Source organism: Streptomyces prunicolor NBRC 13075 (assembly GCF_000367365.1).
GTDB lineage: Bacteria > Actinomycetota > Actinomycetes > Streptomycetales > Streptomycetaceae > Streptomyces > Streptomyces prunicolor.
The window spans coordinates 327,075-344,163 of sequence record NZ_BARF01000025.1; the positions used below are offsets into that span (position 1 = coordinate 327,075).

Annotated in this window: 14 protein-coding genes; 9 read left to right on the forward strand and 5 right to left on the reverse strand. The window is 71.6% G+C overall.

Annotation, left to right across the window (positions count from 1 at the left end; all coding sequences use genetic code 11):
* Positions 1–4: 4 nt before the first annotated feature.
* Positions 5–631: a TetR/AcrR family transcriptional regulator gene (locus tag SPR02S_RS11260; RefSeq protein WP_019057061.1), complete on the reverse strand. Its 627-nt coding sequence runs from the start codon at positions 629–631 to the stop codon at positions 5–7.
* Between the two features lie 114 nt (positions 632–745).
* Between SPR02S_RS11260 and SPR02S_RS11265 the strand changes: the two genes are divergently transcribed.
* From SPR02S_RS11265 to SPR02S_RS11275, 3 genes are all read left to right on the forward strand, one after another.
* The gene (locus SPR02S_RS11265) at positions 746–1,375 is read left to right on the forward strand and encodes an alpha-ketoglutarate-dependent dioxygenase AlkB (protein ID WP_019057062.1); all 630 of its coding nucleotides are present in this window, start codon (positions 746–748) and stop codon (positions 1,373–1,375) included.
* Between the two features lie 141 nt (positions 1,376–1,516).
* Positions 1,517–2,266: an MBL fold metallo-hydrolase gene (locus SPR02S_RS11270; protein ID WP_019057063.1), complete on the forward strand. Its 750-nt coding sequence runs from the start codon at positions 1,517–1,519 to the stop codon at positions 2,264–2,266.
* Positions 2,267–2,275: 9 nt separating this feature from the next.
* Positions 2,276–3,511 (forward strand): DUF4032 domain-containing protein, encoded by a 1,236-nt coding sequence (locus tag SPR02S_RS11275; RefSeq protein ID WP_019057064.1) that lies wholly within the window; start codon positions 2,276–2,278, stop codon positions 3,509–3,511.
* Between the two features lie 6 nt (positions 3,512–3,517).
* On the opposite strand, the gene SPR02S_RS11280 is transcribed toward SPR02S_RS11275, so the two are convergent.
* Positions 3,518–4,555 carry a LacI family DNA-binding transcriptional regulator gene (locus SPR02S_RS11280; RefSeq protein WP_019057065.1) on the reverse strand — a complete coding sequence of 346 codons (1,038 nt, stop codon included), beginning with the start codon at positions 4,553–4,555 and terminating at the stop codon, positions 3,518–3,520.
* A 172-nt stretch (positions 4,556–4,727) separates the two neighbouring features.
* On the opposite strand from SPR02S_RS11280, the gene SPR02S_RS11285 reads away from it, so the two are divergent.
* Complete coding sequence (locus tag SPR02S_RS11285) at positions 4,728–5,525, forward strand: TIM barrel protein (RefSeq protein ID WP_019057066.1); 798 nt, start codon at positions 4,728–4,730, stop codon at positions 5,523–5,525.
* A 3-nt stretch (positions 5,526–5,528) separates the two neighbouring features.
* Here the strand turns inward: SPR02S_RS11285 and SPR02S_RS11290 are convergent, their stop codons facing one another.
* Positions 5,529–6,410, reverse strand: coding sequence for a universal stress protein (locus SPR02S_RS11290; protein ID WP_019057067.1), 882 nt, complete (start codon positions 6,408–6,410; stop codon positions 5,529–5,531).
* A gap of 61 nt (positions 6,411–6,471) precedes the next feature.
* Between SPR02S_RS11290 and SPR02S_RS11295 the strand changes: the two genes are divergently transcribed.
* The 5 genes from SPR02S_RS11295 (at position 6,472) to SPR02S_RS11315 (ending at position 13,466) form a co-directional block, all read left to right on the forward strand.
* Positions 6,472–6,825, forward strand: coding sequence for a VOC family protein (locus SPR02S_RS11295; protein ID WP_019057068.1), 354 nt, complete (start codon positions 6,472–6,474; stop codon positions 6,823–6,825).
* Between the two features lie 120 nt (positions 6,826–6,945).
* Complete coding sequence (locus SPR02S_RS11300) at positions 6,946–8,622, forward strand: NAD(P)/FAD-dependent oxidoreductase (protein ID WP_019057069.1); 1,677 nt, start codon at positions 6,946–6,948, stop codon at positions 8,620–8,622.
* On the forward strand, positions 8,619–10,076 hold the full coding sequence (locus SPR02S_RS11305; RefSeq protein ID WP_019057070.1) for an ATP-binding protein: 1,458 nt from the start codon (positions 8,619–8,621) through the stop codon (positions 10,074–10,076). Before SPR02S_RS11300 ends, SPR02S_RS11305 begins: the two co-directional genes overlap by 4 nt.
* Positions 10,073–10,423, forward strand: a complete 351-nt coding sequence (locus SPR02S_RS11310; protein WP_019057071.1) for a UBP-type zinc finger domain-containing protein — start codon at positions 10,073–10,075, stop codon at positions 10,421–10,423. The genes SPR02S_RS11305 and SPR02S_RS11310 overlap by 4 nt, the downstream gene beginning before the upstream one ends.
* A gap of 79 nt (positions 10,424–10,502) precedes the next feature.
* On the forward strand, positions 10,503–13,466 hold the full coding sequence (locus SPR02S_RS11315; RefSeq protein ID WP_019057072.1) for a helix-turn-helix transcriptional regulator: 2,964 nt from the start codon (positions 10,503–10,505) through the stop codon (positions 13,464–13,466).
* Positions 13,467–13,499: 33 nt separating this feature from the next.
* Here SPR02S_RS11315 and SPR02S_RS11320 read toward each other — a convergent pair whose 3' ends face one another.
* Complete coding sequence (locus SPR02S_RS11320; RefSeq protein ID WP_019057073.1) at positions 13,500–14,726, reverse strand: SGNH/GDSL hydrolase family protein; 1,227 nt, start codon at positions 14,724–14,726, stop codon at positions 13,500–13,502.
* The gene (locus SPR02S_RS11325) at positions 14,723–17,080 is read right to left on the reverse strand and encodes a glycosyl hydrolase family 95 catalytic domain-containing protein (protein WP_019057074.1); all 2,358 of its coding nucleotides are present in this window, start codon (positions 17,078–17,080) and stop codon (positions 14,723–14,725) included. The genes SPR02S_RS11320 and SPR02S_RS11325 overlap by 4 nt, the downstream gene beginning before the upstream one ends.
* Positions 17,081–17,089 lie beyond the last annotated feature (9 nt).

Consider the following 17,089-nt stretch of genomic DNA (forward strand, 5'->3'; position numbering starts at 1 on the left):
GTTGTCATTCAGGGGTGTTGCTGCCGTCGGTCAGCAGCGCGGTGAGCAACTGCTTGAGCCAGGAGCGCGCCCGCTCGGCGTCCTTGTCGAGCAGCAGTTGGGTGGTGACTCCGTCGTACGCGGCGATCACCGCGTGCGCCACGCTGTCGATGTCGCCCAGTACGGCGGGGAGTTGCGTGTGTCCGCGCGCCCGGGTGAGCCGGTCGGCGATCGCGCCGCGCAGCCGTGCCCGGTGATCGAGGAGGGTCTGGGCGACGGCCGGGTCCCGAGCCGCGTGCACCAGGAAGTCGGTCTTCACCAGGAGCCAGTCCAGGTCGAGGAGCAGCACGTCGGTGACCCGGTCCACTGCGGCGGGCACATCGAGGTCGGGCTCGTCGAGCGCGAGCGCACCGGCCACCTGGTCGGCGATCAGCTCGGCGCGGTCCCGGTAGAGGGCGAAGAACAGCTCGTCCAGGCTGCCGAAGTTCGAATAGAACGCGCCCCGGCTGTATCCGGCGGCCTCGCAGACTTCCTCGATGGAGACCCGCCCGAACCCTTTCGCCGCGAACACGGCGAACGCGGCGTCCAACAGATTGGCGCGCGTGCGCACCCGGCGCCTGGTCACACGCTTGGCCGTCGCCTCCGCCACCATGCCCGGACCTCCGCGTCCCGATGTTCGATACGCGAATGTATCCGATACACCGATGTATCGAAAGAGCGGAGTTCAAATGGGAACAGATATTCGAATAAGGAGTACGCTGGCCCCATGACCACGCACCACCTCCAGGGCTCCCTCTTCGACCAGACCGACCAGCTCCGCCTCGGCCCCCTCCACGGGATGCGCCGTACGACACTGGGGCTCGGCGCCTGGATCGACGTGCTGCCCGGCTGGCTCGGCGGCGCCGACGCCCTGTTCGAGGAGCTGGCCGCCGAGGTGCCGTGGCGCGCCGAGCGCCGTCAGATGTACGACCAGGTCGTGGCCGTACCGCGACTGCTCGCCTACTACGGCGCCGACGACACGCTCCCCCACCCGGTACTGGCCGAGGCCCGGGACGCGCTCTCGGCTTACTACGCACGGGAGTTGGGCGAGCCGTTCTCCACCTCCGGGCTCTGCTACTACCGGGACGGCCGGGACAGTGTCGCCTGGCACGGCGACCGGATCGGGCGGGGTGCCCGCGAGGACACGATGGTGGCGATCCTCTCCGTGGGCGCACCCCGTGATCTGCTGCTGCGTCCCGTGCGCGGGGGCGAGTCGGTGCGGCGCCCGCTCGGGCACGGCGACCTGATCGTGATGGGCGGCTCCTGTCAGCGGACCTGGGAGCACTGCGTCCCCAAGACCACCCGAGCCGCGGGACCGCGCATCAGCGTGCAGTTCCGCCCGCACGGCGTGCACTGAGGCGGAGAGGCGGCCGCTTCGGACGCACGCGGGGGCCGCCCCCGGCGGACGGCGCCGGAGGCGGCTTCCCCCGCGCGAGCCCAGGCCGTCGGCGTCTGGTTGGCTGTCCCCCTACGGTGCACCACCTCACGAGGGACGATCATGCGGGCAGATGTACGCCAAGTCGCCGACGGCACCTACCTGGTGCACGGCAGCAACACCAACTGGGTGATCCTCACGGACGGCGACGCGGTCACGCTGGTGGACACCGGGTACCCCGGGGACCGGCATCTGGTGCTCGACTCCCTTGAGCAGGTGGGGAGTTCAGCGAAGGCCGTCACGGCGGTGCTGATCACCCACGCCCACAACGACCACCTCGGTTCGGCGGAGTACCTGCGCGACACGCACGGCACACCGGTGTACCTGCACGAGGCCGAAGTGCCGCACGCACGGCGGGAGTTCCTCCAGCAGGTGACCGTCGGGGACGTGCTGAAGAACATCTGGCGTCCCGGAGTGCTGCCGTGGCTGGTGCACACGATCCGCGTCGGCGGCACCGAACAGCATCCCGTCGCCGCCGCCGAGGCGTTCCCGGCGGCGGACGGCCCGCTCGACCTGCCCGGCCGGCCCGTCCCCGTGCACACCCCCGGCCACACGAGCGGGCACTGCGTCTTCCATCTCCCGGACAGCGGGATCGTGATCTCCGGGGACGCCCTGGTGAGCGGCCACCCCACCTCGCGGATCAAGGGACCGCAGCTGCTGCCCGGCATGTTCCATCACGAGCGCGACCGTGCCGTGGCCTCGCTGGACGCCCTCGAAGCGCTCGACGCCGACACCCTGCTGCCCGGCCACGGCCCCCTGCACACCGGTCCGGTCCGTGAGGCGGCGCAGCGCGCCCGCGAACACGCGCTTTAGGGTCACCTCATGGCACTGCAGATCAACGCGACCAATCCGGAGCATCCGGTCCTCCTGCTGGAACTGCCCTGGGATGTTCCCCTGGAGGAGTGGCCCGACGAGTACCTGGTGCCGCTGCCGCGCGGCATCTCCCGCCACGTCGTGCGCTATGCCCGCGCCGGCAGCGAGGTCATAGCCGTCAAGGAGCTGGCGGAACGGCCCGCGCTGCGCGAGTACGAGCTGCTGCGCGACCTGGACCGGCTCGGCATCCCGGCGGTCGACCCCCTCGCGGTGGTCACCGGACGCGTCGACACCGCCGGCGAGCCGCTGGAGCCGGTGCTGATCACCCGGCACCTGGGCGGCTCGATGCCGTACCGCTCGATGTTCGAGACGACACTGCGGCCCGCCACCATGCACCGGCTGATGGACGCGCTCGCGGTGCTGCTGGTGCGGCTGCACCTGGCCGGGTTCGCGTGGGGCGACTGCTCGCTGTCCAACACGCTGTTCCGGCGGGACGCGGGCGCCTACGCCGCATATCTGGTGGACGCGGAGACCGGCGATCTGCACCCCACGCTGAGCAACGGACAGCGGGACTACGACCTCGACCTCGCCCGCGTGAACATCAGCGGCGAGCTGCTCGACCTGGAGGCGTCCGGGGCGCTGCACCCGTCCGTCGACCCGATCGAGTTCGGCATGGAGATCTGCGCCCGCTACCAGAGCCTGTGGGAGGAACTGACCCGGGTCTCGGTGTACCCAGCGGGCAAGTACCACTTCATCGAACGCCGGATCCGGCGCCTGAACGAACTCGGCTTCGACGTCGCCGAGATGCAGATCGAGCACTCCTCCAACGGCGACACGGTCACGTTCGTCCCCAAGGTCGTCGACGCGGGCCACCACCAGCGTCAACTCCTGCGCCTCACCGGCCTGGACGCCGAGGAGAACCAGGCCCGGCGACTCCTCAACGACCTGGAGTCCTGGATGGCCACCCAGGACGACTACGCCCCGGGCGATCCCCTCGCCGCCCGGCCCGAGGTGCTCGCGCACCGGTGGGTGCGGGACGTGTTCCGGCCCACCGTGCGTGCCGTACCGCTCGAACTGCGCGGCGCGATGGACCCGGCCGAGATCTACCACGAGCTGCTCGAACACCGCTGGTACATGTCCGAGCACGCCCAGCACGACATCGGCCTGGACACGGCGGTCGACGACTATCTCAAGAACATCCTGCCGAAGGCCCGCGAGACCCTGGAGCCGACGACACCGGAGTGACCCGGATCAGCCTGTGGCAGGCGGGGCTGTGGTGCCGCGGACGACGAGGCGGGGCGGGACGACCTGCTCCCCGTCCGGTACGGCCTCGCCGTCCAGGCGGGCGATGGAGCGGCCGACGGCGAGTTCCGCCAGGCGCGGAACGTCCTGGGCGACGGTGGTGAGGTCGATGTGGGCGAGCCGGGACAGGCTGGTGTCGTCGAAGCCGACCACGGAGATCTCCCCGGGGACGGACACCCCGGCCCGCAGGAGGGTGTCGAGGACGCCTGTCGCGCAGCGGTCGTTGAAGGCAAGTACCGCACTGGGCCGGGAAGTTGAGGCCTCACCGAGCAGGGTGCGGGCGGCCCGCGCGCCGTCCTCCTCGGTGAGCCCGCCGGGCAGCACACGGATGTCGTCGTCGAGGCCGTGGCGGTGCATCGCGGTGCGGTAGCCGCGGCGGCGGTCGGCGGCACCTGGCGCCTTGCCGCCGTCGATGTGGGCGATGGCGCGGTGGCCGAGTGCGACCAGGTGGTCGACGGCCTGGCGGGCGCCCTCGTCGTCGGCGGTGCGGACGACGTCCACGGCAGGTGGGGCGGGCCGCAGCCGCCGGGCCACCGAGACGACCGGGACCTGGGTCGCGAGGTGCGCCAGCCGGGCGGCCGGGACCTCGGGGCCGAGCAGGACGAGGGCCTCGCACCGGTCGGCGAGCAGTGCCTCCACGGCCTGCCGCTCACCGCGCGTCGGGGCGACCGCGCTGAGGGCGACCTGGTAGCCGGCGGGCTCGGCGGCGGCGTAGATGCCCTCCACCAGGTCGGTGTGGAAGGGGTGCCGCAGCCCGAACTGCACGCCGAGCAGGCGTGAGCGGTTGCTGCGCAGCACCCTGGCCCGGGTGTCGGGCCGGTACCCGATCTCCTCGGCGGCCTTGAGCACCCGCTCGCGGGTGGTCGCGCTCGCGCCGTAGGCCCCGCGCATCACGATGGAGACCAGCGCGACGGACACGCCCGCCCGGGCCGCGACATGGGCCAGGGTGGGCCGCTTGCCGTCGGGGACCGCGGGGGTGGTCGGCACGGTGGTCCTTCCGGTCGAGGTGTCGTTCCGTTCGGGGATGGTAGTCGCTCCAAAGGTGCTGGTCCGACGGTACTGCAACGTTCTAGAAACATGCCCGGCGAAGCCTTGACACGGGAATCCAGCAGTGGCGTACTACTGCCGTCTAGAACGTTCTAGAAGAGGGCGAGCAGTCATGTACACGTTGGCGGTCTGTGCCGAGATGGTCTTCCGGGATCTGCCGATCCACGAGCGGGCCCGGCGCATCCACGAGGCCGGCTTCCAGGTCGAGATCTGGGACTGGACCCGGCACGACCTGGACGCGCTCACGCGGACCCCGGCCGAGTTCTCGTCGATGACGGGCTACATCCGGGGCAGCCTCACCGACGAGGCGGGCGCCGCCGAACTCCTGCGCACCGCCGAGGAGTCGGTCAAGGCCGCCGACCAACTGGGCTGCCCCCGGCTCAACTTGCACGGCACCGGCCTGGACTCCGAGGGCCTGCCGGTGGTTCCGGTGACCGGTGAGCCCACCGGCGCGATGTGGATCGCCGCCCACCGCACCCTGACCCGCCTCGCCGAGCTGGGCGAGAGCGCCGGAGTCACCTTCACGCTCGAGAACCTCAACGCCGCGGTCGACCACCCGGGCGTACCGTTCGCGACGGCCGCCGACACCCTGGCCCTGGTCAAGGCGGTGGACCGGCCCGGCCTGCGCATGAACCTGGACCTGTACCACGCGCAGATCGGCGAGGGAAACCTCATCGAACTCGTCCGCAAGGCCCACGAGTTGGACCTGATCGGCGAGATCCAGGTGGCCGACGTACCCGGCCGCCAGGAGCCCGGCACCGGCGAGATCAACTACCCGGCGATCGCCCGCGCCCTCGCCGACATCGGCTACGACGGCACGGTCGCGATGGAGGCCTGGGCCTCGGAGAGCGAGAGCGAACGCGCCCTGGACCGCTTCCGCAGCGCGTTCACCCCGGCCGGGGCCGCCTGACCCTCAGGAAGCCTCCGGCGACGGCACCACGGCCACCGGGCACTCCGCGTGGTGCAGCACCCCGTGCGCGACCGAACCGATCCGCGCGCCCACCGCCGTACGGTGGGCGCGCCGCCCTACGACCATCAACTGGGCGCGCCCCGCGACCGACAGCAGCACCTGCCCCGCGCTGCCGATCTCCACGTGCTCGACCACCGGCACATCGGGGAAGCGCTTCCGCCACGGTTCCAGCGCCTCGGCAAGGCCCTTCTTCTCGTACGGTTCCAGGCCTCCGGCGTCGTCGAGGAGCTTCATGGAGGCGGGGCTGTAGGCGAACACCGGCGGCAGGGTCCACGCCCGAACGGCCCGGACCGTCGCTCCCCGCGCCGCCGCCGTCTCGAAGGCGAAGCCCAGGGCGGCGGCGCTGTCCTCGGGGTCCCCGTGCTGACCCACGACGATCTCGCGCCCGGCGGCCTCCCCGGCGGCCTCGTCCCCGGCGCGCACGAGCACGACGGGTCGTACGGAGTCGGCGATCACCTGCTGCCCGACGGAACCGAGCAGGAAGCCGACGACGGGCCCGTGGCCGCGTGAGCCGAGAACCAGGAGTTCGGCGTCGGCAGCGGCGGCGGTCAGCGTGTCGACGGGGTCGCCCTCCAGGACGTCGGTGGTGACGTCCAGACCGGGGTGGCGTTCGGCGACCTCCCGGGCGGCCTCGTCGGCCGCGTCCCGCACCCAGCGGTCCTGGGTGTCCCGGTCCCCCGCGTCGAGGGCCTGGTGCTCCTCGTACCGCCAGACATGCACGACACGCAGCGCCAGCCCCCGCCGTACGGCCTCCCGGCCCGCCCAGGCGAGTGCGGCGAGACTCTCCGCCGATCCGTCGACGCCTGCGGTGATCGGTCGTGTCATGCGGTGGCCTCCCGGTGGTGCGGTCACGTGCGTCGGGCCCAGTCTTCACTACGGTGCCCGCATGACCTTGGAGTGGGAGCAGGTAGTGGTGGACGCGGCCGACCCCGTCGCGCTGGGACGCTGGTGGGCCGAGGCGCTCGGGTGGGTGGTGGTGGGCGAGGAGTCGGACGAGTTCGAGATCAGACCGGAGCCGGAACGGCTCCCGGGGCTGCTGTTCGTGCCGGTGCCCGAGGGCAAGACGGTCAAGAACCGGCTGCATCTGGACTTCCGCCCCGACGACCAGGAGGCCGAGGTGATCCGACTGCTCGCCCTGGGCGCGCGGACCGCGGATGTCGGGCAGGGCGAGGAGTCGTGGGTGGTGCTGATGGACCCGGAGGGGAACGAGTTCTGCGTGTTGCGCTCCCGGCGCCCCTGAGGCCCCCGTCTCGGGTGTAGCGGAGCGCCGCGCGGCGATCGACCATACGATGGTGGGGAGCCGGCGCGGTGACAACGGCGCCGCCGTGCCGTGAAGCCGACCACTCGGGGTGGGAGACGTATGGCACAGGCCGCCGAAGCCGCGCGGACCGTCATCATGACCGTGGACGACGATCCGGGAGTCTCCCGTGCCGTCGCCCGTGACCTGCGGCGGCGCTACGGCGAGTCGTACCGCATCGTCCGCGCGGAGTCCGGCGAGTCCGCGCTGGACGCGTTGCGCGAGCTGAAGCTGCGCGGGGATCTCGTGGCCGTGATCCTCGCCGACTACCGCATGCCGCAGATGAACGGCATCGAGTTCCTGGAGCAGGCCCTCGACGTCTATCCCGGTGCGCGCCGGGTGCTGCTGACCGCGTACGCGGACACGGACGCGGCGATCGACGCGATCAACGTCGTCGACCTCGACCACTATCTGCTGAAGCCCTGGGACCCGCCGGAGGAGAAGCTCTACCCGGTCCTGGACGACCTCCTGGAGGCCTGGCGGAACAGCGACTACCGGCCCGTGCCCGCCACGAAGGTGGTCGGGCACCGCTGGTCGGCGCGCTCCTCGGACGTGCGGGAGTTCCTGGCCCGCAACCAGGTGCCGTACCGCTGGTACTCGGCGGACACCCCGGAGGGGCTGCGGCTGCTGTCCGCCGCCGGGCAGGACGGGCAGCGGCTGCCGCTCGTCATCACCGCCGAGGGGAACGTGCTGGTCGAGCCGGAGGCGACCGAACTGGCCGCCGAGGTCGGGCTCGCGACCACACCGACGGCCGACTTCTACGATCTCGTCGTCATCGGCGGCGGCCCGGCCGGACTCGGCGCGGCCGTGTACGGGGCGTCGGAAGGGCTGCGGACGGTTCTCGTCGAGCGGTCGGCGACCGGTGGGCAGGCCGGGCAGAGTTCGCGCATCGAGAACTACCTCGGGTTCCCGGACGGGGTGTCCGGAGCCCAACTCACGGACAGGGCAAGGCGGCAGGCCGGAAAGTTCGGCGCCGAGATCCTGACCGCCCGCGAGGTCACGGGGCTTGAGGCCAACGGGTCGGCGCGGGTGGTGCATTTCGCGGACGGCTCGACGGTCGCCGCGCACGCCGTGATCCTGGCGACCGGTGTGTCGTACCGGCAGTTGCAGGCGCCCGGCACGCCCGATCTGACCGGGTGCGGGGTCTACTACGGCTCGGCGCTGACCGAGGCGGCCTCCTGCCAGGGGCACGACGTGTACATCGTCGGCGGCGCCAACTCCGCGGGCCAGGCGGCGATGTACCTGGCCCGGGGCGCCAAGTCGGTGACGCTGCTGGTGCGCGGGCCCTCGCTGGCCGCGTCGATGTCGTACTACCTGATCCAGCAGATCAACGAGGCCGAGAACATCTCCGTGCGCACCGGCACCGTGGTCGACGCCGCGCACGGCAGCGACCATCTGGAGCAGCTGACCCTGCGCGACACCGAGAGCGGGACGACCGAACTCGTCGACGCGCAATGGATGTTCGTGTTCATCGGCGCGGCCCCGCTGACCGACTGGCTGGACGGGTCGGTGCTGCGGGACGAGCGCGGGTTCATCCTGTCCGGGCCGGACCTCAGTGCGGACGGAAAGCCGCCCGCGAGCTGGGAGTTGGACCGGGCGCCGTACCACCTGGAGACCAACATTCCCGGCGTGTTCGTGGCGGGCGACGCGCGCGCCGAGTCCGCGAAACGCGTCGCGTCCGCCGTCGGAGAGGGAGCCATGGCCGTGATGCTCGTCCACCGCTACCTGGAGCAGTCATGAGCGGGCAGGTGCTGCCGTGCAGCCCGCAGGAGATCGGCACGCTGTTCCTGTTCGAGAAGCTGACGCCGGAGCAGCTCGGCAGGCTGTGCTGCGACGGGCAGGTGGAGCAGTTCGAGGCCGGTCCCGTCTACACCGAGGGTGACCCGGCCACCTGCTTCTACGTCATGATCGAGGGCACCGTCGTGCTGTCGCGGCGGGTCGGCGGCGACGATGTGGAGGTCTCCCGGACCTCGCAGCGCGGTGTGTACACGGGCGCGATGCAGGCCTACATCGGGGACCGGGTGCAGCAGGTGTACCTCAACTCGATGCGGGTGACGGAGCCGACGCGGTTCTTCGTGCTGCCCGCCGAGACGTTCGCGGCCATCATGAGCGAGTGGTTCCCGATGGCGGTGCACCTCCTGGAGGGTCTCTTCTTCGGTTCGAAGAGCACCCAGTTGGCGATCAGCCAGCGTGAACGGCTGCTGGCGCTGGGCTCGTTGTCGGCCGGGCTGACGCACGAGCTCAACAACCCCGCAGCCGCTGCCGTCCGGGCCACCTCCACGCTGCGCGAGCGGGTGGCGAAGATGCGGCACAAGCTGCGCGTCATCTCCTCCGGCCCGTACTCGCGGGAGGACCTCGCCAACCTCATCGACATTCAGGAGCGCACGGCCGAACGGGTCGCCAAAGCCCCGTCGTTGAGCCCCCTGGAGGCCTCCGACCGCGAGGACGCGCTCACGGACTGGCTCGACGACCACGGCATCATGCAGGCCTGGCAGATCGCGCCCACGTTCGTGCAGGCAGGTCTCGACATCGACTGGCTTGACCAGGTCGCGGCGGCTGTGGACGAGGACGTCCTCCAGGCGGCGGTCGGCTGGCTGAGCTACACGGTCGAGACCGAGCTGCTGATGACGGAGATCGAGGACTCCACCACCCGGATCTCGAACCTGGTCGGCGCCGCCAAGCAGTACTCGCAGCTGGACCGTGCGCCCTACCAGGTCGCCGATGTGCACGAACTCCTCGACAGCACCCTGCTGATGCTCGGCGGGAAGACCGGCGACCGGATCAAGGTCGTCAAGGACTACGACCGTACGCTCCCGAGGATCCCGGCCTACCCGGCGGAGCTCAACCAGGTGTGGACCAACCTGATCGACAACGCGGTCTCCGCCATCAACAGCACAGGCGGAGAAGGCACGTTGACGGTACGGACGGCGCTGGTGCGCGACCAGCTGATGGTCGAGTTCCGCGACACGGGGCCCGGTGTGCCGCAGGAGATCCGCAGCCGTATCTTCGATCCGTTCTTCACCACCAAGCCGGTGGGCGAGGGCACGGGGCTCGGTCTGGACATCTCCTGGCGGATCGTCGTCAACAAGCACCACGGCACCCTCCAGGTGGAGTCGGTGCCGGGCGACACCCGCTTCCAGGTCCTGCTCCCCCTCACCGCCGCCGACAACGAGACGCCCGAGGAGTCCGCATGAGCGACATCGCCGGAATCGACCCCAACGTCCCGCCGAGCGGCGCCGGTTGCGTGGAGTGCGACGCGGCGGACGGCTGGTGGTTCCATCTCCGGCGGTGCGCGCAGTGCGGTCACGTGGGCTGTTGCGACGACTCCCCCGCCAAGCACGCCACGGCCCACTACCAGTCCACGGGGCACCCGTTCATCCAGAGCTACGAACCCGGCGAGGACTGGTTCTGGAACTTCACCACCTCCGAGCTCTACGACTCCGGTCCCGAACTCACCGCCCCGGTGAGCCACCCGAAGGACCAGCCGGTGCCGGGCCCGGCGGGACGGGTGCCGGCGAACTGGGCCGAGACACTGCGCTGAACCGGCTGGCCACCGGGCGGGAGCCGTCTCCTGCCCGGTGGCCAGGTGCGTTGTCAGTGGCGCGTGCCAGGATGGGAACGTGTCGCACTCCGTAGCAGCAGCGCCCCTCATCGGCCGGGACGAGGAACTCGCCCGCCTCGCCGGTGTGCTGGAGCGCGCCCGCGCGGGTACGGCCGGGGCGGTGCTGATCGCCGGGGACGCGGGCGTCGGCAAGACCCGGGTCCTGGACGAGGTGGCGGTCCGGGCGGCGGGCGCGGGGATGACCGTGCTCACCGGGCACTGCGTCGACCTGGGTGACGTGGGTCTGCCGTATCTCCCCTTCACCGAGATCCTCGGTGTCCTCGCCGACGACGAACGCTTCGCCGCCGCGCTGGCCGCGCATCCGGCGGTCGACCGTCTCCTGGGCGCCGGTTCGGACGCGGCCCGGGACGCGGGCGGCAGGCTGCGGCTCTTCGAGGGCATCGCCGGACTGCTCGCCGACCTCTCCGACATCGCGCCCCTGCTCCTGGTCCTGGAGGACCTGCACTGGGCCGACCAGTCCTCCCGAGACCTGCTCCGCTTCCTGCTCAGCCGCGGCATCCTCCAGCGCCCGGCGGGGGGCGCGCCCACCCACCGCCTCGCGGCCTTCGCGTCGTACCGCGCGGACGACCTCCACCGCCGCCATCCCCTACGGCCCCTGCTGGCCGAGCTGGTGCGGCTGCCCGCCGTGGAGCGCCTGGAGCTGCGGCCCATGGGAGACGCGGAGGTCGCCCGGCTGGTGCGCGCGCTGCGCACGGGCCCGGTGCCGGACGGCACGGTCCGCCGGATTGTCGAGCGCGCCGAGGGAAACGCCTTCTACGCCGAGGAGTTGCTCGCGGCGAGCGACATGGAGGCGGGCGGGGTGCCGAGCGGTCTGGCCGACGTCCTGCTGATCCGTTTCGAGCAACTCTCCGACACCGCCCAGCAGGTGCTCCGCACCGCCGCCGTCGCCGGACGCCGGGTCGAGTACGACCTGCTGCGGGACGCGGTCCGACTCCCCGAGGACGAGCTGGAGTCGGCACTGAGGGAGGCGGTCGAGCGGCAGCTCCTGGTCCCCGGGCACGGTGACACGTACTCCTTCCGGCACGCCCTCGCCCGCGAGGCGGTCTACGCCGACCTGCTCCCCGGTGAGCGCTCCCGCCAGCACGGCGCGTTCGCCCGCCTCCTCGCCTCACGCGGCCACCCCGCCGAGAGCGCGGCGGAGCGTGCCCACCACTACCGCGAGAGCCACGACCTGGCCGAGGCGCTGGCCGCCTCCCTGGAGGCCGCCGACCACGCCCAGCGGGTGGGCGCACCCGCCGAGGAGCTACGGCAGCTGGAGACCGTCCTCGATCTGTGGTCGTCGGTCGACCCGGCCGCCCGGCCCGCGGGCGAGGGCATCGACAGCGTGACCCTCACCCTGCGCGCCTCGGCCGCCGCCGCGCACGCCGGGGACGCGCACCGCGCGGTCTCCCTCACCCGGTCCGCGCTCGCCGGGATCGGCCAGGACACGGACTCCGAGCTGGCCGCCCGGGTCCGCTACACGCTGGCCGGCAATCTCATGGGCGTCGACAGCCTCACGGCGGCGTTCGCGTACAGCAGTGAGGCGTTGGCGATGATCCCCGCCGAACCGCCCTCGCGGACCTGGGTGTGGGCGGCGGCCACCCATGTGCTGACGGCACGTCAGGTGGGTGAGGACGGGATCGCGCTGCGGGTCGCCCGCCAGGCCCTGCGTATCGCCGAGGAGCTCCAACTGACCGACGCCCGGGCCGATCTGCTGATCTCGCTGGCCACGCTCGAAAAGGGCGGCCGGCGCACCCGGGAGGGCCGGGAGCGGCTCGCGCAGGCACGCGAGCTGGCCCGGCAGGCCGGGCACGCGCCCGTGGAGATGCGTGCTCTGTTCCATCTCGCCATCGGCAGTTTCGAGTCCGGGGACCTGGAGGAGTCGCTGCCCTGGCTCGCCGAGGGGTTGGACCGGGCCCGTCGCGCCGGGCTGCTGTCGTCGCCGTATCCGCTGGAGATGCGCTATCTCCAGCTTCTGGTTCTGTACACGCTGGGCCGCTGGGACGAGTGTGTGAAGGCCGCCGAGAGCGACGCGGACGTGCTGCCGCACGCGGGCGGTTTCACCATGGGACCGGCGCTGTATGTGGCGCTCGCGCGCGGTGACTTGGGGGCGGCAGGGCGGGCCCGTGCCCTGCTGGACGGGCCGTTCGACTGGATGGCCGCGATGGTGGCGGGCACCGCGCTCATCGACGCCGCCACCTTCGAGGGCGACCCGGAGGCGGCCGTGGAGCGAATGCGTGCCGCGGTCACGGCACTCACCGACGACTCCGGCCGGCGTCCCGACCTCGCGGTGCGGCTCGCCGCCCTCGCCCTGGCCGCGGTCGCCGACAAGGCCACCGCGCTACGGCTCACCGGTGACGAGGCGGGGGTGCGCCGCTGGACGGACACCGCGACGGAACTCGTCGAGCTGGCCCGGTCCGTGGCCGCCGCAGGTGGCGACGCCCGACCTCAAGGGCCGGAAGGGCAGGCCTGGTTGGCCCGCGCCGAGGCCGAGTGGACAAGGGCGACCACCGGACCGGACGCGGAAGCCTGGGAGAAGGCGGTGACCGCGTTCGACTACGGCGATGTCTACGAACGGGCGCGGTGCCAATTCCGGTTCGCCGAGGCCCTGTTGGCGGCCGACCGCCGTGAGGAGGCGGCCGCCCAGGCCCGCGCGGCACGGGAGACGGCCGCCCGGCTGGGTGCCGCTCCCCTGCTCGCGCGGCTGGACGCGCTGATCCGCCGTGGCCGCCTGGGCGAGCAGGCGCGGGACGCCGGGGACCGCCCCTCGCCGCTGACGGCCCGCGAGCGGGAGGTCCTGCGGCTGCTCGCCCTCGGGCGCAGCAACCGCCAGATCGGCGAGGAGCTGTTCATCACCGGCAAGACGGCGAGCGTCCACGTCTCCAACATCCTCGCGAAGCTGGGCGCCGCGAGTCGTACGGAGGCGGTGGCGATCGCCTACCGGCAGGGGCTGATCACCCCGGAGGCCACGGCGTCCGGCTGAACCTCACGTCACTGAACCTCACTTCACTGAAACTCACTTCGCGCAGTCGAGGCTCTTCAGGTCGACCGCGTCGGCCATGGCCGCCATCCCCTTGTCGTTGGGGTGGATATGGTCGCCGCCGTCGAAGAAGGGAAGCATCCTCTCCTGGTCGTAGGGGCTGCGGAGGATGTGGTCGAAGTCGGTGACGGCGTCCAACTCCCCGCTGCTCCTGATGAATTGGTTGACCTCCTGGCGTACCGCCTCGGCCGCCGGGTCCCATTCGGGCCAGCCCTTGAACGGGCCGACCGTGGCGCCGACGACACACTTCCCGGCCGCGTGCGCCCGGTCGATGATCTCGCGGTAGCCGGCGATCAGGTCCTGGGCGGTGACGCCGGAGTGGGCCTTGAGGTCGTTGACGCCCTCGAACAGGAACACCGTGCGGACGCCGGGCTGGGACAGGACGTCACGCTGGAGCCGGTTGAGCGCGCTCTGTCCGGCGCCGTCGGCGAGGACCTTGTTGCCGGATATCCCTTCGTTGGCCACGCCCTTGACGGTCGTGTCGGACTTCTGGAGTCGCCGGGCCAGGTAGTCGGGCCAGCGCCGGTTGAGGTCCGACGTCGACGCCCAGCCGTCCGTGATGGAATCCCCGAGCGTGACCACCGCGCCGATGCCCGCGCTCGGCCGTACGGAGACGGCGTCGAGGTAGTACCAGGAGCCGGTGGTGTCGGTCCAGGCGGTGGCGCTCTCCTCGCCGGTGTGGTCGCCCTGGGTGGCGTACGACGTCTGCATGGCCATCCCGTGGCCGGTCGCCGGGCCCGCCGCGTCCGGGGAGTGGATGCTGACCACCAGGTTGGTCGCGGCGGGCACCTTGCCGGGGAGCGGGTCGCTGTAGGCGACCGCGCCGGCGGGGATCGTGACCGACTTCGCGCCGTCGAAGGTGAGCCGCCGGTTGGAGCCGGGGACGAGCGCGGCGCCCGTCCGCTGCACACCGGCGTAGACGTCGTCGAAGGTCAGCGGCCGGTCACCGAAGGCGTTCGAGAGCCGGATCCGCAGATCGCCGCCCGCGACACTGGTGTGCACGATCAGGCGGTAGCTGCGGTCGGCGACGCCGTCGCCCAGGTGGTCGGCGCTCGCTCCCCAGGTGATGACGTCTTTCGGGTTGTTCAATGCCTTCACCTGTGTCGGTGCCTGGGATTGCGCGTGTGCGGGTCCGGCCTGGAAGGCGGCGGCGAGCAGGAGGAGTACGGCCGTGCGGCGCAGTCGTGCCCGTCCGCCCGTCACCGGGCGAAGTCCTTCAACGTGACGGATCCACCGGGCTTGACGGTCACAGTGCGGGTCCTGCCGCCGTAGGCGACGGTCGTGGTGCGACCGCCGACGCTGCGGATCTTCGCCTCGGTGGGCTTGCCGTTCTTCCAGCGCAGGTCGACGACGAAGCCGCCGCGCGCGCCGGCCCCGGTGATCGAGCCGGACTCGGCCCAGGCGTCCGGGAGGGCGGGCAGGAGCTCCAGAAAGCCCGGGCGGGAGTACAGGAGCATCTCGGTCACGGCCGCCGGGGTGCCGAAGTTGGCCTCGATCTGGAAGATGCCGCGGCCCTGTTCCACTTCGTAGATGTCGAAGAGGTTGAAGGCGGTGCCGTTGCTGCCGTTCTCGGACGGGCGGAGGTTGTTGACGACCAGCTGGTAGGCGTTGTCGGCGTTCTTGAGGCGGGCCCAGCACAGGCTGCGCCAGGCATTGGCCCAGCCGAAGCTGTTCATGCCGCGCGCGGTGAGCAGGGCGGTGGCGCCGTCGACGATGTCCTTCGGGGTGGAGCCGTCGGGGCGGATGCGGTCGCCGGGGAACAGGTTGATCAGCGGGGACAGGTGGCGGTGGGTGGTCTCGCCCAGGTTGTCGGGCGACATCCACTCCTCCAGCCAGCCGGACGTCGGGCTCACCTCGGGCAGGTACAGACGCCTGCGCAGGCCCGAGATCGTGTTCGCGAACCCGCTGTCCCGCTTCAACTCCGCGGAAGCCGCGGCGTAGTTGCCGAAAAGGGTCCACACCACTTCCTGGGCGTAGGTGTTGCCCCTGCCGTCCTGCGGACCCTGCTCCGGCGACCAGTCGTGGTCCGCGACCAGTACTTCCTTGCCGTTGTCGAGGGTGGTGGTGATCAGCCGCGCCTGCCAGAACTCGCAGGCGCCCTTGAGGAGGGGGTAGATCTTCTCCAGGTGGGTGCGGGAGTGCGTGAACTCGTAGTGCTCCCAGAGGCTGTTGGACAGCCAGGCGTTGCCCGCCGGGTGCCACCACCAGCCCAGTCCGCCATAGGGGTTGGTGGAGAAGGCGACGGTCCAGCCGGCGACCTTCCCGCTGGTGTTGCGGAAGCGGTTGCGGGAGTCCTGGAACAGCCGGTGGGTGAGGTCGGTCCAGGACGACAGCTGGTCGACGCAGTAGTCGGTGAAGGCGTCGAAGGACGAGGACAGCCCCGCCCGGTCGGCCATCCAGTAGTTCATCTGGATGTTGATGTCGGTGTGGTAATCGCCCATCCAGTCCGGGTCGTTGCCGTCCAGCCACAGGCCCTGGAGGCCCATCGGCAGACTGCCGCGCGAGCCGGAGACCATGAGGTAGCGGCCGAACTGGACGTAGGCGGCCTCGAGTTCGGGGTCGGGGTCGCCGCTCGTGTGGCGGGCCTGGATCCGCTCCCAGGTGTCCAGCGCGCGCTGGTCGTCGGACGACGTGCCGAGCGAGAGCGCGAACGTGCCGAACGCGGCCCGGAAGTCGGCGACATGGGTGCTCAGCAGGGTCGCGGCCGAGTGCTGGGCGGCGGCGCGGACCTTGGTGCGGGCGAGCTTCTGCGGGTCGAGCTTGGGGTCGCGGAAACCGCGGGCGGCGTCCGGCGCGTAGTTGCTGCCGCCGCTCACCACCACGGTGAGGTCCTTGCACCCGGAGAACTCGATGTGCGCGCCGTTCACGGTGACCTGGCCGCCGCTGCCGTACGCGGTGACGGCGGCCCCGTACTTCAGGCCGTTGGCGAACTGGGCGCCGAAGGAGAGCGCGGCGGCCTCACCGTGCGTTCCCTCCAGGGTGACGGAGCCGGTGTAGCGTCCGCCTCCGCTCTGCGAGAAGTGGAGGACGATCGCGTCGTCGGGGCTGCTGGAGAAGACCTCCCGCTTGTACGTCACCCCCGAGCGGACGTAGGAGGCGCCCACCACGCCCCGGTCGAGGTCGAGGGTGCGGCGGTAGCCGTTGACGGCGCCCAGGTCGTGGTCCGGGATGTCCACGGTGAGCCGGGCGAGCAGGGTCAGGGACCCGAAGTCCGCGCGGCCGTAGGGGAATTGGCCGTCGGAGTCGAGGGTGCCGTTGAGGCCGCCGGTCCAGATCGTGGCGTCGGTGATCAGGAGGACCTCGTGGCCCGGGTCGTTGCTGGCGAGGGCGCCGAGCCGGCCGTTGCCGACGGGGAGGCCCTGTTCGATCATCGAGGTGTCGCCGGCGGGCGCCTGCCACCACAGGGTGTTGGGTGAAGTACCGCTGTCGTACGAGGTGTTGGCGGGTCGCTGGGGTGCGGCCGAGGCGGTGAAGGCGGGCAGGCCGGCGAGGGCGCCGGTGGCCGCGGCGAGGGCGAGCAGATTGCGTCTGGGCAGGTCGGGCAGTGCACTGGACATGGCGGTCTC

What these genes read in the sequence shown, in the direction of transcription:
- SPR02S_RS11260 (WP_019057061.1), bottom strand. Translation starts at nt 631, where the DNA reads ATGGTGGCGGAGGCGACGGCCAAGCGTGTGACCAGGCGCCGGGTGCGC.
- SPR02S_RS11265 (WP_019057062.1), top strand. Translation starts at nt 746, where the DNA reads ATGACCACGCACCACCTCCAGGGCTCCCTCTTCGACCAGACCGACCAG.
- SPR02S_RS11270 (WP_019057063.1), top strand. Translation starts at nt 1,517, where the DNA reads ATGCGGGCAGATGTACGCCAAGTCGCCGACGGCACCTACCTGGTGCAC.
- SPR02S_RS11275 (WP_019057064.1), top strand. Translation starts at nt 2,276, where the DNA reads ATGGCACTGCAGATCAACGCGACCAATCCGGAGCATCCGGTCCTCCTG.
- SPR02S_RS11285 (WP_019057066.1), top strand. Translation starts at nt 4,728, where the DNA reads ATGTACACGTTGGCGGTCTGTGCCGAGATGGTCTTCCGGGATCTGCCG.
- SPR02S_RS11290 (WP_019057067.1), bottom strand. Translation starts at nt 6,410, where the DNA reads ATGACACGACCGATCACCGCAGGCGTCGACGGATCGGCGGAGAGTCTC.
- SPR02S_RS11295 (WP_019057068.1), top strand. Translation starts at nt 6,472, where the DNA reads ATGACCTTGGAGTGGGAGCAGGTAGTGGTGGACGCGGCCGACCCCGTC.
- SPR02S_RS11300 (WP_019057069.1), top strand. Translation starts at nt 6,946, where the DNA reads ATGGCACAGGCCGCCGAAGCCGCGCGGACCGTCATCATGACCGTGGAC.
- SPR02S_RS11305 (WP_019057070.1), top strand. Translation starts at nt 8,619, where the DNA reads ATGAGCGGGCAGGTGCTGCCGTGCAGCCCGCAGGAGATCGGCACGCTG.
- SPR02S_RS11310 (WP_019057071.1), top strand. Translation starts at nt 10,073, where the DNA reads ATGAGCGACATCGCCGGAATCGACCCCAACGTCCCGCCGAGCGGCGCC.
- SPR02S_RS11325 (WP_019057074.1), bottom strand. Translation starts at nt 17,080, where the DNA reads ATGTCCAGTGCACTGCCCGACCTGCCCAGACGCAATCTGCTCGCCCTC.